Annotated in this window: 11 protein-coding genes, 1 tRNA gene and 2 pseudogenes; 2 read left to right on the top strand and 12 right to left on the bottom strand. The window is 68.8% G+C overall.

Annotation, left to right across the window (positions count from 1 at the left end; all coding sequences use genetic code 11):
* Positions 1-106: 106 nt before the first annotated feature.
* The 3 genes from MPPM_RS06520 to MPPM_RS27880 all read right to left on the bottom strand — a co-directional run bounded on the left by MPPM_RS06520 (position 107) and on the right by MPPM_RS27880 (position 1,296).
* Positions 107-349, bottom strand: a complete 243-nt coding sequence (locus MPPM_RS06520; RefSeq protein ID WP_017487001.1) for a hypothetical protein — start codon at positions 347-349, stop codon at positions 107-109.
* 187 nt (positions 350-536) lie between these two features.
* Positions 537-613, bottom strand: a tRNA-Arg gene (locus MPPM_RS06515).
* A gap of 254 nt (positions 614-867) precedes the next feature.
* Complete coding sequence (locus MPPM_RS27880) at positions 868-1,296, bottom strand: hypothetical protein (RefSeq protein WP_157914130.1); 429 nt, start codon at positions 1,294-1,296, stop codon at positions 868-870.
* 280 nt (positions 1,297-1,576) lie between these two features.
* On the opposite strand from MPPM_RS27880, the pseudogene MPPM_RS29335 reads away from it, so the two are divergent.
* A pseudogene (locus MPPM_RS29335) lies at positions 1,577-2,029 on the top strand (CRISPR-associated endonuclease Cas3''); the annotation flags it as partial.
* Positions 2,030-2,173: 144 nt separating this feature from the next.
* Here MPPM_RS29335 and MPPM_RS06505 read toward each other — a convergent pair.
* The 3 genes from MPPM_RS06505 to MPPM_RS06495 form a co-directional block, all read right to left on the bottom strand.
* Entirely contained in the window at positions 2,174-3,700 is a 1,527-nt protein-coding gene (locus tag MPPM_RS06505) for a tripartite tricarboxylate transporter permease (protein WP_096484346.1), read from the bottom strand.
* 29 nt (positions 3,701-3,729) lie between these two features.
* Positions 3,730-4,227, bottom strand: a complete 498-nt coding sequence (locus MPPM_RS06500) for a tripartite tricarboxylate transporter TctB family protein (protein ID WP_096484345.1) — start codon at positions 4,225-4,227, stop codon at positions 3,730-3,732.
* A gap of 81 nt (positions 4,228-4,308) precedes the next feature.
* Positions 4,309-5,295: a Bug family tripartite tricarboxylate transporter substrate binding protein gene (locus tag MPPM_RS06495; RefSeq protein WP_096484344.1), complete on the bottom strand. Its 987-nt coding sequence runs from the start codon at positions 5,293-5,295 to the stop codon at positions 4,309-4,311.
* 576 nt (positions 5,296-5,871) lie between these two features.
* Here MPPM_RS06495 and MPPM_RS06490 point away from each other — a divergent pair.
* Positions 5,872-6,264: pseudogene (locus MPPM_RS06490) on the top strand (transposase); the annotation flags it as partial.
* A 75-nt stretch (positions 6,265-6,339) separates the two neighbouring features.
* On the opposite strand, the gene MPPM_RS06485 reads toward MPPM_RS06490, so the two are convergent.
* The 6 genes from MPPM_RS06485 to MPPM_RS06465 are packed head-to-tail and all read right to left on the bottom strand — an operon-like array spanning position 6,340 to position 12,224.
* On the bottom strand, positions 6,340-6,840 hold the full coding sequence (locus MPPM_RS06485) for a zinc ribbon domain-containing protein (RefSeq protein WP_096484343.1): 501 nt from the start codon (positions 6,838-6,840) through the stop codon (positions 6,340-6,342).
* Positions 6,841-6,895: 55 nt separating this feature from the next.
* Complete coding sequence (locus MPPM_RS27875) at positions 6,896-7,258, bottom strand: YybH family protein (protein WP_157914129.1); 363 nt, start codon at positions 7,256-7,258, stop codon at positions 6,896-6,898.
* 19 nt (positions 7,259-7,277) lie between these two features.
* Complete coding sequence (locus tag MPPM_RS27870) at positions 7,278-8,162, bottom strand: hypothetical protein (protein ID WP_157914128.1); 885 nt, start codon at positions 8,160-8,162, stop codon at positions 7,278-7,280.
* Entirely contained in the window at positions 8,159-9,838 is a 1,680-nt protein-coding gene (locus tag MPPM_RS06475) for a radical SAM/SPASM domain-containing protein (protein ID WP_096484341.1), read from the bottom strand. The genes MPPM_RS27870 and MPPM_RS06475 overlap by 4 nt, the downstream gene beginning before the upstream one ends.
* A gap of 17 nt (positions 9,839-9,855) precedes the next feature.
* Positions 9,856-10,365, bottom strand: a complete 510-nt coding sequence (locus MPPM_RS06470; RefSeq protein WP_096484340.1) for a hypothetical protein — start codon at positions 10,363-10,365, stop codon at positions 9,856-9,858.
* Positions 10,359-12,224: a LysM peptidoglycan-binding domain-containing protein gene (locus MPPM_RS06465; protein ID WP_162296258.1), complete on the bottom strand. Its 1,866-nt coding sequence runs from the start codon at positions 12,222-12,224 to the stop codon at positions 10,359-10,361. The genes MPPM_RS06470 and MPPM_RS06465 overlap by 7 nt, the downstream gene beginning before the upstream one ends.
* Between the last annotated feature and the right edge of the window lie 415 nt (positions 12,225-12,639).

The raw sequence follows: 12,639 nt of genomic DNA, 5'->3' as shown, positions 1-12,639 counted from the left end.
GCTTAGGCGTGTCGGGCAGCCTTGCTCTAGGCTGCACCTATGGCCCCGCCTTTTCACAGGCGCGGGACGCTGGAGAAAATCTCGAAGGCTGCCTTCGCACTTAGGTTCAGTCGCCAGGCGTCCAATCGATTTTGGGCTGCTGTGAGAGGATCCGCTCGAAGTAGTTGGCTACGGCCTGCGGACCGTCCGAGTGCATCATGGCAACGGGGTGCGCGAGGTAGGCCCGGGCCAGATCGAGCGGGATCTCGCCAGCCTGGAGGGCACCGAGCACCGCGTCGATGAAGGCGTCGTTGGCCTCGTTGAAGTCGCTCGACAGCTTCTTGCGGTCGTTCAGAGCCTTGATCGGCATCGAGCGGTGGATCCCTTCGCGGTCGGGTGCGTGGCGCCAAGCGCCCCACGGTGGGGCGCCTACCCTTAGTGGGCATGGCCCTTCCGCCCGAACGCACGAATCGACCGCATTTCTCCTGCTGCTTCCGCAGTGCTTCCGCAGGCCCTACCGAGCGGGGCGCGTAAAGCAGCTAAGTCATTGATGAGATTGGCGCACCCGACACGATTCGAACGTGTGACCTTTGCCTTCGGAGGGCAACGCTCTATCCAGCTGAGCTACGGGTGCTGACCGTGGCTCGTGAGTAGCCCAACTGGACCGCCGACGCAACGGCGCTGTGCGGGATGATGAAATGCCCTGATCGCTCAAAGGGACGGCTGCGCAGCCCTCCTTAGGCAACGGTCACACGTTCGAATCGTGCCGAGTGCGCCAGGGGGGCGACCACAAAGGGAGGCTGCACAGGTGCGGCGCAGGTGTGGCTCTGAGACAGTGCCGCGCCTGCGCCGCGATCGTTCAGCTTACTGAGGTGTCCGCCTCTCTACTCAGTAAGTTCGGACGCGACCCTGACCGAAAGCCTGCTCAAAGGTGAGGTTGCCGAACACGAACTGCCCTCGCTTTCCGTTGTTCAGTTCCACGATGGCAGTGCCTGACATCAGGTCAGCTTGACGTGTGATGACGGCTTCGCCACGAATTCTTGAGCCGCAAGTTACCGGAACCACGATCGTAGGATTCGGATCGCGCACCGCATAGGTGCCGGTGCACCGCATCGATCCAGGGAACTGCACCCAGAATTCGCCGACTCCGTTATTGTAAGCGGTTGCTTGGCCCGCTGCAGGCACACCATTCGACAGCTGGCCAGTGATTGGAAGACTAAAGAGTGGCGCGGGTTGCGCTTGAACTGGTTGCGCAGAAAATGCAGCCACCAATGTCAGGAACAATGTCTCGACGGTCAGACGAAGCAACTTGGTCACGGAGGCTCTCGGTTATGATGGACAACGAAGTCTGCACGCGACCAGTGTCATCGGTCGCACGCATCCATCTTACAACGGCGCCTTCGGAACAGGTCGATCCTCGATGATTTTCTGGTGCATGGCGCTTCTCCGTGCCCCTGCATGCTGACAAACGCCAACTCGAAGGTTGTAGGCTCGGCCTGAAACATGGTGTCGTGGCACGGAACAATTCCCGGAAACATCCGAGATGACCGTCTACGCGCATTCCGTCCCAGGCTGACCGGAAGCGGGTTGAGAGCCGCTGCACGTTCATCTCGCCGGTGTCGCCGCGACGGCGGCCTTGTTCGCAACCCCCTTGGGTTGGGCCGAAGCGGCGTGCGTGGCCGGACGTCTGCACAATATCAGCAAAGTTTCGGCCGAGGTCCAAGCCTACCTGCATGGCAAGGGACCGAGTAGGAACCACTCCACGGCTGGAGCGCGGGCCGCGCAGGCAACTTATCCGAAGATCCTCGGGCGCATGATCGCGGCCGTCATTGCCGGTTATCATACGGGCCTGCTCGACGGAGAGCGGCTCGACCGTCAACTTGACCCCACCTACGACATTCCCGCCTTTGCTGGGTGGGAGACACAAACTGGTCTACTACCGCCGCTCTCGGCGCTGCGGCCGGACCGGCGGCCCGAGGAGAGCACAGGTCCCGGCTTCAGCTGGGCCTTGCGGACGCGGATGCTGTTCTCCTGCCTCGTCGATGCCGACTTTCTCGAAACCGAGCGCTTCTACGCAAGCGGAGCGGTAGCGCGGGGCGGATCGCCGAATGGTCGAGACGCTCCGTCGCGAAGGCTGGAATCTTCCCCCGTGGCTCCACGGTGCTTCACTGGCTCCCGGAGATCCGATCTCGCCTCAATGCGCGAGCGGGGCCGGCCGGGTGAGGCCGGCCTTGCGCGCCAGCCGTTTGCGCAGGTCGCCGAGTGGCCCCCAGAACAGGAGCAGCAGGCCGATGATCATCAGGCTCGAGACGAGGCCATTCGAGAAGAACACGGACAGGTCCCCGCCCGAGCCGAGCAGGGCTTGGCGGAACGCGTCCTCGGCGCGGTCGCCGAGGACGAGTGCGAGCACCAGGGGCGCGAGCGGATAGTCGAGCTTCTTGAAGACGTAGCCGACAACTCCGAAGATCAGCATCAGCCAGATGTCGAAGCGCGAGGACTCGACCGTGAAGGCGCCGATGGCGCAGACGACGAGGATGATCGGCGCGACCAGCGCGAAGGGGATGCGCATGATCGCGGCGAAGACCGGCACGGTCGCGAGCACGATCAGGAGGCCGGCGAGGTTGCCGAGATACATCGAGGCGATCAGACCCCAGACGAATTCCTTCTTCTCGACGAAGAGCAGCGGGCCGGGCTGCAGGCCCCAGATCATCAGGCCGCCGAGGAGCACCGCCGCGGTGGCCGAGCCGGGGATGCCGAGGGCCAGCATGGGCAGGAGCGCCGAGGTGCCGGCGGCGTGGGCCGCGGTCTCGGGGGCCAGCACGCCCTCGATCTCGCCCCGCCCGAACTCCTCGGGCCGGCGGGAGAACCGCTTGGCGAGGCCGTAGCCCATGAAGGAGGCCGCGATCGCGCCGCCCGGGGTGACGCCCATCCACATGCCCACGACCGAGGAGCGGATCAGCGTCGCCCAGTAGCGCGGCAGCGAGGCCCAGGTGCGCAGGACCACGCCGAGATCCATGGCGGCCCGCTTGCCCTTGAAGTGCAGGCCCTCCTCGATGGTGAGCAGGATCTCGGAGACGCCGAACAGGCCAATCACCACGACGAGGAGGTCGAAGCCCTTCATCAGTTCCGGCGTGCCGAAGGTCAGGCGCAGGTCGCCGGAGATGGTGTCGAGGCCGACCGCCGCGAGCAGGAAGCCGAGCGCCAGCGAGACGATAATCTTGGCCTTGTTCTCCCGGCCCATGCCGACGAACGAGCAGAAGGTGAGGAAGAAGACGCCGAAGAACTCGGCCGGGCCGAAGCGCAGGGCGAACTTGGCCACGAGCGGCGCCACGAAGGTGATGAGCACCACGCCCGAGAGCGCGCCGATGAAGGAGGCGGTGAAGGCCGCCGTCAAGGCCTCGCCGGCCCGGCCCTTCTGCGCCAGCGGATAGCCGTCGAAGGTGGTGGCGACCGACCACGCCTCGCCGGGAATGTTGAACAGGATCGAGGTGATCGCGCCGCCGAACAGGGCGCCCCAGTAGATCGACGACAAGAGGATGATCGCCGAGGTCGGGTCCATGCCGAAGGTCAACGGCAGGAGGATCGCGACGCCGTTGGGGCCGCCGAGGCCCGGCAGCACGCCCACCACGATGCCGAGCAGCACGCCCACCACCATGAACAGCATGTTGTGCCACGTCAGCGCGACTTGGAAGCCGAGCAAGAGCTGGTTGAGGTCGTCCATGGAGATCTCTCCGCCGCGGGCCGGTCAGGTCAGTAGCCGACGAAGGCTTCGATCGGTCCCTTCGGCAGCGGAACCCGGAACTGTTGCTCGAACACCCAGAAAGTGACGAGCGGCACGAGCACGGCGGCGAGCACCGTCTGCCACCAGCGGAAGGAGCCGAGCGTGAGCATGAACAGGGCCATGAACAGGGCCGAGGACAGGTAGATGCCGAGGAAGGCGATCCCCAGCAGGTAGAGGAACAGCGGCACGAAGACCTGGGCCACGAGCCGGAGCTGGCCGTAGGTGACGAAGATGCTGTCCTCCCGCCGCAGGGCACTCACGAGAGCGGCGATGGCCGCGACACCCAAGATCGCGGCGACGCGGGCCGGGAAGAAGCCGTTTTCCGGCCCGTTGTCCCAGCCCGCGCCCCGCGCGTAGGAGTCCCACAGGGCCAGCGCGGCAAGGCCGAGCAGCAGAAGCGCCACGACGATCTCGACGGCGCGGCGCGACAGGCCGCGCTCGGCAAGCGGGGGAGAGGCTTCGGTCATGTCGGGCACTTCCTGAACAAGTGGTCGCCTCGGCCGCGCCGCCCTTCGACGAAACGGCCGGCAGCGCGGCCGGGCGCGGGCTCAGTTCGTCGCGATGAACCCGGCCTTGGTCATCAGCTCCTTGTGCTTGCGCTCGTCCTCGGTGAGGAAGTCGACGAAGCTCTGGCCGGAGCGGAAGTCGGGCACCAGCGCATTGCGCTCGAGGTAAGATTTCCAGTCCGGGGTCTCGGTGACCTTCCTGAACAGCTCGACGTAGAAGGTCTGCTGCTCCGGCGTGACCTTGCCGGGCATGAACATGCCGCGCAGCATCTGGTAGGTGACATTCACGCCCTGCGACTGGCAGGTCGGGATGTCGGACCATGCCATATCGGCCGTGATCTTCTGGGTGTATTCCATCGGCTTGGGCGAGAAGGCGCACAACGGCTTGACGGCGCCGGAGCGCCAATTGGCGATCTCCTCGGCCGGGTTGTTCATGTTCGCGTCGATATGGCCGCCGGCGAGTTGCACGGAGGCCGGGCCACCACCCTGGTAGGGCACGTAAGTGATCTTGGTCTTGGTCGCCTGCTCCATCGTCACGGAGATCAGGTGGTCCTCGCGCTTCGAGCCGTTCCCTCCGGTCTTGAGCGGCGGGCTCGCCGTCTTGGCAGCGTCGATGAACTCGCTGGCGGTCTTGTAGGGTTTGGCGCTGTTGACCCAGAGCACGAAGGCGTCCTGCGCCATCATCGCGATCGGCGTGAAGTCCTTCCAGCTCACCGGAAGCTTGGTGGAGAGAGGCGTCATGTAGATGCCGCTCGATGTGGTGATGAGCTTGTGGGGGTCGCCGGCCGATTTCTGGATATCGAGCATCGCCTCGCCGCCCGCCGCAGCGGGCTTGTTCACGATGATGATCGGCTGCTTGACGAGGTTGTTCTTCTGAATCGCCCCCTGGATCGTGCGCGCCATCTGGTCGGATGATCCGCCGGGCGGGAAGGGGACGATGATCTCGATCGGCTTGGTCGGTTCCCACGCCTGGACTGGGGCAGCAGACAACAACAGGGCCGCGATCGCGGCCTGCACGGCAACTCTCATAGCGTCTCCTCCCACGGCGCACGTTTCGGCACGCGGTCCGTTATCTTGGCTTGAGGACCAGGTTGCAGCACCGATAGCCCCTCGACGGCGTTGCCCGGTCAGTTCGTGGGCCGACACCCCAACCGACGGCAACAGCCAGTAATTTCAATGCCTTGAAGGGCGCAGCCTGAGCCTAGGCCGACAGCCAGTCGAAATCTGAATTATAAATCAGTGCAACGCAAGCGCGCTGGCCGTATTTTGCACGCAGTGCTGGGGGCGGGCTATCCGGGTTGCCCCTCCGGCGACAAACCGGTGACCAATTCGTCGGACTGCATTCTAGCAGGCTGCTACAGCAGGCGATGGCGGCGCGGCTTTGGCGTGTTTCACCCGGCCTGAGCGACAGGCGGAGTGTCGGCCTGCGCGGGCGTGAGACGGCTGACGCAACGGCGCTGCGCGGAGTGTCAGAATGCTCTAACCGCTCAGTGGGAGGACGGCGTGGTTCTCTCCCCGGCAAAGTTCACCCGTTCGAGTTGCGTCGGATGCGCTAGGGATCGGCGGAGAGGCCATTCGAGTGCCGGTGATGTGTCCGCAGAGGCGGATGGGGTCGGCAGTCATCTCGGGCGCAAACCGCGAGTGGTCTCGGGCGATGCCGGCTTTGCCAACGAGGCGAACCTCGTCGCGCTAAGAGAGCGGGGCATCACGGGCTACCTTGCTCCGGGCCGGGCGCGTCATGGCGAGGCGGACGCAGCCGGCCGCCGGAGGCTGACCAAGATGCCGTTGATGAGCGCGATGGCCGCCCGCCTGAAGGGGGCTGGGCGCCGCAGTCGGTATCGTCTCAGGAAGCAGGTGGCCGAGCCGGTGTTCGGGCAGATCAAGCAGGCCCGAGGCTTCCGGCAGTGCCTGATGAGAGGGCTCGATCAGGTCCGGGGCGAGTGGGCGATGATCTGCACGGCTCACAACCTCATGAAGCTGGCACAGGCAGGCCGCTGAGGCTGCTGATCCGCCCTCGTCGGCTCACGTCTCTCCCCCTCTACCCGGCTTCAGGCCTCGTTACTCGGACGGGCTCTAGCCAAAGAACAGACTGCGCAGCGTCCGCATCAAGTCCGGATCGTTCTGCAGCGTGTGCGCACCGAAGGCGACGCCTCCGATCGCGGTGGCGCCGAGTGCGACGCCGCCCAGCGCCCAGTAGCCGGTGGCGATGCCCCCGAGGCCGAGGAGCAGCCCGAGCGCGACGCCGGCGAGGCTGATGAGGCCGATGGCGATGCCCCCGAGCGCGATGCCGCCGACGGCGATGCCGCCGAAGGCGACGAGGCCGATCGCGATGTTGCCGAAGGCGAAGACGCCGCGGGCGGGCCTCAAGGTGCCGTTGTCCGTCGCGCCGTAGATCACGTGGACGAGGGGCCAGCCCAACAGCGTCCGCTCGGAACGGTACTCGAAGCCGGCATAGACCGGTGCGTTCGCCGCCATGCCGCGGCGCCCGGCCGAAAGGGGACGCCCGCAAGTCGGGCAGGAGACGGCCCTGTCGCTCACCTGCCGTCCGCAATCCGGGCACCGCATCAGGGTCATTCGCGTCTCCGGCGAGGGGTCGGGGGGCGGGTGCGTTCCGCCGTCCCTTCCGTGGTCAGTTCCACATATGCACGAGGATGCGCCAGCCGCCCGGCTCGCGGTCGAGCAGGTTGAGCCAGTTGCCTTCGTAGGCGTGATGCGGGCCGTCCGGGCCGGGTCCGGTGAGCCGCCAGCGGCCGGAGGCGACCACCACGCCGTCGCGCGCGAAGACGTCGCCGACCTCGACCGCGTAGTCGCGGAAGCCCTGGGCGCGGATGTCCGAGAAGAAGCCGCAGATCTGGTCCGAACCGGCCACCGCCGGTCGGCCCGGCGGCACGATCCGGGCTTCGGGGGCGTAGAGGACGGCCAGATCTCCGGTCCGTCCGGCGTTGAAGACCTGGGCGAAGCCGTCGGCCAGGGCTTGGATCTCGGAGTGCATGGGGGCTCCTGTTCGAGGCTCAAGCCTCTGGGGCGGTGTCGGGACGTCCCCGCGCCACCAGGGCGGGCCAGAACACCCAATCCTCCACGGGGCAGAGGGCCGGCCCGCCGTCATGGGGCCGGACGCGGATGCGATCGCGGGAGGGATAGTCGAGGACGAGATGGGCGGCCCCGAGCCGCCGGGCGAACACCTCCGACCCCGAGACGGTCTCGACGCCGCGGCGCAGGCCCGGCCCCGCATGGAGATCGAGCCGCGCCCGCAGGCGCCGCGCCGGTATCGGGCCGAGCGCCTCGCGCGGCATATCGCAGAGAGAGAAGACGGCGAGGTCGGGCGTGGCGCGCCGCGCCAGCTCGGCGAACCAGTGGCCGCGCAGCGGCAGCAGATGGAGCGCGACCCCGTGCATCCTCGCCAGCACGTTGGCGGCGAGGCCGAGCCGCGGCTCGGGCCGCAGGCCCTGGTGGAGCAGGACGACGGTCCCGATTCCCCGGCGCGCTTTCAGGAAGGCCGCCATCCGGTAGAGCACCGAGAAGACGCAAGCATGGTGCACGGTGTCGAGCCAGAGCGGGCCGGGCCGGTACAGCCCCTCCGCCGGCCCGACTCGCAGCACCGCCTCGATGCCGGCGAAGTAGGCGTCGGCCTGCGCCACCGAGAGGCTTCCCAGCACCAGCGGCTCGAAGGCGAAGTCGATGGCGTTGAGCGCCGCCCGGCGCTCGCTCGCCTCGGGAAGCGCGGAAAACCCCTCGGCCTGCCGCAGCAGCAGCCCGTCATAGGCGCCGCGATGGAGGCGCGCGATCAGGCGGTCGCGGGCGTGGCGCGTCGTCCGCGTCGCGGCGAAGGCCTCGGCGACAACCGTGTCGAAGCGGGCCTGCGCGGCAAAGGTCCGGGCCGGAGAGACCGCGTTCACGGCGCCACCGCCTCCGGGCGAGCCTCGGCATGGACCGGTGCGGGCGCGGCCTCCAGGGCCGCCTCGCCGGCGAAGAGCTGGTCGCGGTCGAAGCTGCGGCCGTGCAGGGCGGAGACCTTCTCCAGCACCCGCGCCTGCGAGGTCTGGAGCGAGGCGAGCGACTGGCGCTCGCCCGACTGCTTCGCCTCCACCGTCGCCTCGCTGGCGAGCCATTGGTCCGGGCGGACGACGCCGAGATCCTTGGCCCGGGCGAAGACGTACTCGGCGGTGTTCCATTTCCAGCTCGGGCAAGGCAGGGCCGCCTCTTCCGGGTTGGCGTAGATGAAGCGATGGGCGCAGAAGCCGCCGCACATCGGCAGGATCTTGCACGAGGCGCAGGTCGGGTTGTCGAACGGGGTCCATTGCGACCACAGCGTGGCGTTCACGCTCTCGTGCAGCTTTTCGGGCTCGAAGATGCTGCCGGTGCGCTTGCTCGGATCGTGGGCGGTCTCCCAGCACTTGTGCACGTCGCCGTTGCCGGCCACGACGTAACCGCTGTTCGAGGCCGCCACGCACATCCCCGAGAAGCCGCTCGGCGGCGTCTGGATGCCGGCAAAGCCGAGCTGGCGCGCCTTGCCTTCAAGCGCGAGGACCCTGCGGTTGAAGTCGGCCCGCGACAGCTTCTCGGTGAAGGCGCTGCCGCTCTCCGGGGTCGAGGCCTCGATGGGCGCGAAGTAGACGCCGAAATTGCCCCGCTGCGCCAGCCGGCGGGCGGCGAAGTCGTCGAGCATGGCGTCGGCCTGCCCGACATTGCTGATCCCGACATTGACCCGCGCCTGGATCGCGATCGCGGTCTCGTCGAGGGCCTGCTCGATGTTGTCGAGGATGCGGTCGAAGGTGCGACCGCCGGAGGTGAGCGGCCGCATCCGGTCGTGGGTGTCGCGGTCACCGTCGATCGTCACCTGCACCCACTTCACCCGGCGGGTGTAGAGCTGGGCGGCCATCTCGGCGTCGAGGAACCACGCATTCGAGACGATGCCGGCGCTGTAGGCGATCTTGTTCTTGTCGCAGTAGCTGATGAGCCGGTCGGACAGGCGGAAGATCGAGTCCCGGCCCATCAGCGGCTCGCCGCCGTACCAGACGACCGAGAGCGACTTCAGATCCGGCTTCGACTTCACGAAGTCGAGGATCGCGTTCTGCACGTCCGGCGTCATCTTCTTGGTGGGCTTGTTGAGCCCCTGGAAGCAGTAGCCGCAGGCGAAGTTGCAGGCCATGGTCGGTGCGAGGGTGAGCGTCAGGCTTCCCTTGGCGGCCCGGGTCGCCTCGTAGCTGCGCCGCACCAGCGCCAATTCGTCGACACTCGCCCCGACGGCGTGGCCGCCGCCGATCAGCGCCTGAAGCAGGAGCCGGTCCTCCACCGCGTCGGCGCCGAACGCGCCGGCCTCGGCGAGGCCGCGATAGGCGCGCGCCTCGGCGGGCGAGAGCAGCACGAGCGAGCGGGTGCGGGCGTTGAACAAGAGGGCCGAGTCGTCGGCGAGCCGCACCGGGATGTCGTAGCGCGAGAGGCGATAGCGGGTGGCGGCCGGGCCCGCAGGCCTGCGGGGCTGCACCCGCGCCAGCGTCCGCCGCGCGGCGGCCTCCAGGGCCTCGTTCGCCTCCTCGGTGACGGGGGTTGCGGGGGCGTCGAAGTCGAGCATCGGTCGTCTCCTTCGGTTCAGGCAGCCGGGCGAGCCGCGCGGGCGGCCTCGATCCGGGTGAGCGTCGTGGCGGCGAGGTCGGCGAGCAGGTCGTTCCACAGCGCCAGGAAGGTGTCGGCGCGGATCGCGGCGTCGATCACGGGTTCGGCCCCGTCCTCGTCGAGGGGCAGCCCGGACAGCGTGAGCACCCGCCGGTTCAGGGCGATGACCGTGTAGTCGCCGATGCCGCCCCCGCCCGCCCCCGCGCCGTCGAGGCGCAGGGCGAAGCGCCCGCCGAGACGCTCGAGATGGGCCGCGTCGTAGAAGCGGGGGATCACCCCGTGCATCAGCGTGCGGAAGAAGGCGAAGCGGCCGGCCGCGCCCGCCGGCAATTGCCAGCCGGGCTCGGTCAGCAGCTCGGGGCCGAGCCGCAGGCCCGCCATGAAGCCGGCGAAGGCGGCCGGGGCCGAGACGTAGCGCCGGCCGCCGGTGACGATCTCGGCGAGGGAGAGGCGCGCGTTCCCGTTGCGCAGGTCGATCATCAGCATGAGGGCAACAGCGGGATCACGTTGACGGCGCAGAACGAGACCGGATCGCCGAGCGGCGCATCGACGCCGCAGACGCCGCCGAGATTGGCCGCACAGAGTCCGGTATCGACCGCGCAGACATCAGCCCCCGCCTTGGCCGCGCAGGCATCGGCATCCGCGCCGCAGGCATCGGCGCTGGCATTCGCCGCGCAGGCATCGGCATCGGCGCCGCACGCGTCGGCGCTGGCATTGGCCGCGCAGGCATCGGCATCCGCCCCGCAGGCCTCCGCCCGGGCATCGGCGCCGCAGGCATTGCCGTCCGCTCCGCAGGCCTCGACATTGGCGTCCGCCCCGCAGGCCGCACCGTCCGCCCCGCAGGCCTCCACGCTGGCATCGGCGCCGCAGGCATTGGCATCCGCCCCGCAAGCCTCGACCGCGGCATCGGCCGCGCAGGCGTTGCCGTCCGCGGCGCAGGCCTCCACGCCCGCATCGGCGCCGCAGGCCCCGCCATCGGCGCCGCAGATTTCGGCGCCCGCATTCGCTCCGCAGACATCTGCGTCGGCCCCGCAGGCCTCGATGGTGCCGTCCGCGCCGCAGACCCCGCCATCGGCCCCGCAGGCCTCGGCGCCCGCATCGGCGCCGCAGGCCTCCACCGTCGCGTCGGCCGCGCAGGCATTGGCATCCGCCCCGCAAGCCTCGACCGTCGCGTCGGTGCCGCAGACGTTGCCATCGGCGCCGCAGGCCTCCGCGCCGAGATTGCCGCCGCAGGCGCCGACATCGCTGCCGCACAGCTCGATCGCATTGTCCGATCCGCAGACGTCGATTCCGGCCCCGGTCGCTCCGGCGCTGCCCTTCTGGCCGCAGGCGAGATTGCCGTCGACGCCGCACAGCGTCGGGGCGCTGTAGCGGGAGCCGCAGACGCTGCCATCGACGCCGCAGGCCTTGCCGGTCGTCGTTTTCGCGCCGCAGGCACCGAAATTCGTGGCGCAGGCATTGCCGGTGCCGGCATTGGCGCCGCAGGCGGTCTCCTTGGCGGCGCAGGCCGTCCCCGCGCTCGCATTGCCGCCGCAGGCGCCGATATCGGCGGCGCAGATCGTGCCGAAGCCGGCATCGGCCGCGCAGGCGCTGGCCTTCCCGCCGCAGGCGCTGCCGCCGGTGAGCTTGGCGGCGCAGGGGCCCGAGGCGTTGCCGCCGCAGGCCCGCCCGGCCGTGAGATTTCCGCCGCAGGGAGCCGCCGCATTGCCGCCGCAGGCCGTGCCGGCCCCGAGATCGACGCCGCAGGGCACGTTGGTGTTGGCCGCGCAGACCGTGCCGATGCTGGCATCGACGCCGCAGGGCGGCGAGGATGCGCCGGACGGCTGCGGCACCGAAGGCGCGGGACCGGGCTGGAGCGGCGCGCCCGGCAGTGTGTTGCCGGGCGGTGTCGCGGGAGGCGCCCCGGCCGTGGTCCCCGGTCCGCCCGAGGGCGGCGTAGGGAGCGGCGCAGGGGGAGTTGCGGGCGGCGCGCCCATCGGAACGTTCACCCGGTCGCCGGGATAGATCAGGTCGGGATCACGGAATTGCGGATTGGCCTTCACCACCTCGGGGAAGGGGCGGCCGTAATCTCGGGAGATGCTCCAGAGCGACTCGCCTTCCCGGACCGTGTGGCTGACCACGTTGTCGTTGGCCGGATCGGAGGCCGGCGTTGCGCCGGGCTGCGCGCTCTGCCCTGAAGCCGAGGCCGGCACCGCCATGGGGGTGCGTCCGGTGTCCGGACCGGGCGATGGCACGGCGCGATCGAGGGCGGGGGTCCAGGACGAGTCGTCCCCGCCCGGCCGCGCCTCGGACCGCGCTTGGTCCCGGTTCCGGGCCGCCAGGGGCCTGTCGACGATCTGCGGCATCCTCCACCCCCGTGCGTGGCGCGGCCGGACCCGTTTCGAAGGGCGCGAGCCACGTCGGACCATTGCGGCCGGACGACGAGAAGGGCGGGATATCGGTGGCCCGGCTCCGTCGAACGCTGCGCCTCGGTGGTAGCCGGGCGAGCTGACGTCGACCTGACGAGCGGGTCCTTGAGGCCGAAAAAAGGACGGGCCTCGTCGCGTGGCGAGCGATCCGCGAAGGTCTGCCTTCTTTCCATCTCTCCGTATCAGCGCAGCAGAACGATCAATATGCCTTGATCGCGATGAAACAACTGTCGGAGCTGGTATGCAGTGTCGTGTGAGCGCTCGACGGCAAGCAGAGATCGATTTTTGACTTGTTTCGCTCGAGGCAGCCCGGTCCGTCAGGTTGTCGAAAGCTGGCATGCCTACCCATCGG

The organism is Methylorubrum populi (assembly GCF_002355515.1).
GTDB classification, from domain to species: Bacteria; Pseudomonadota; Alphaproteobacteria; order Rhizobiales; family Beijerinckiaceae; genus Methylobacterium; species Methylobacterium populi_A.
Note: the sequence above shows the minus strand (reverse complement) of the source record. Positions and strands in the feature narration are given on the sequence as shown.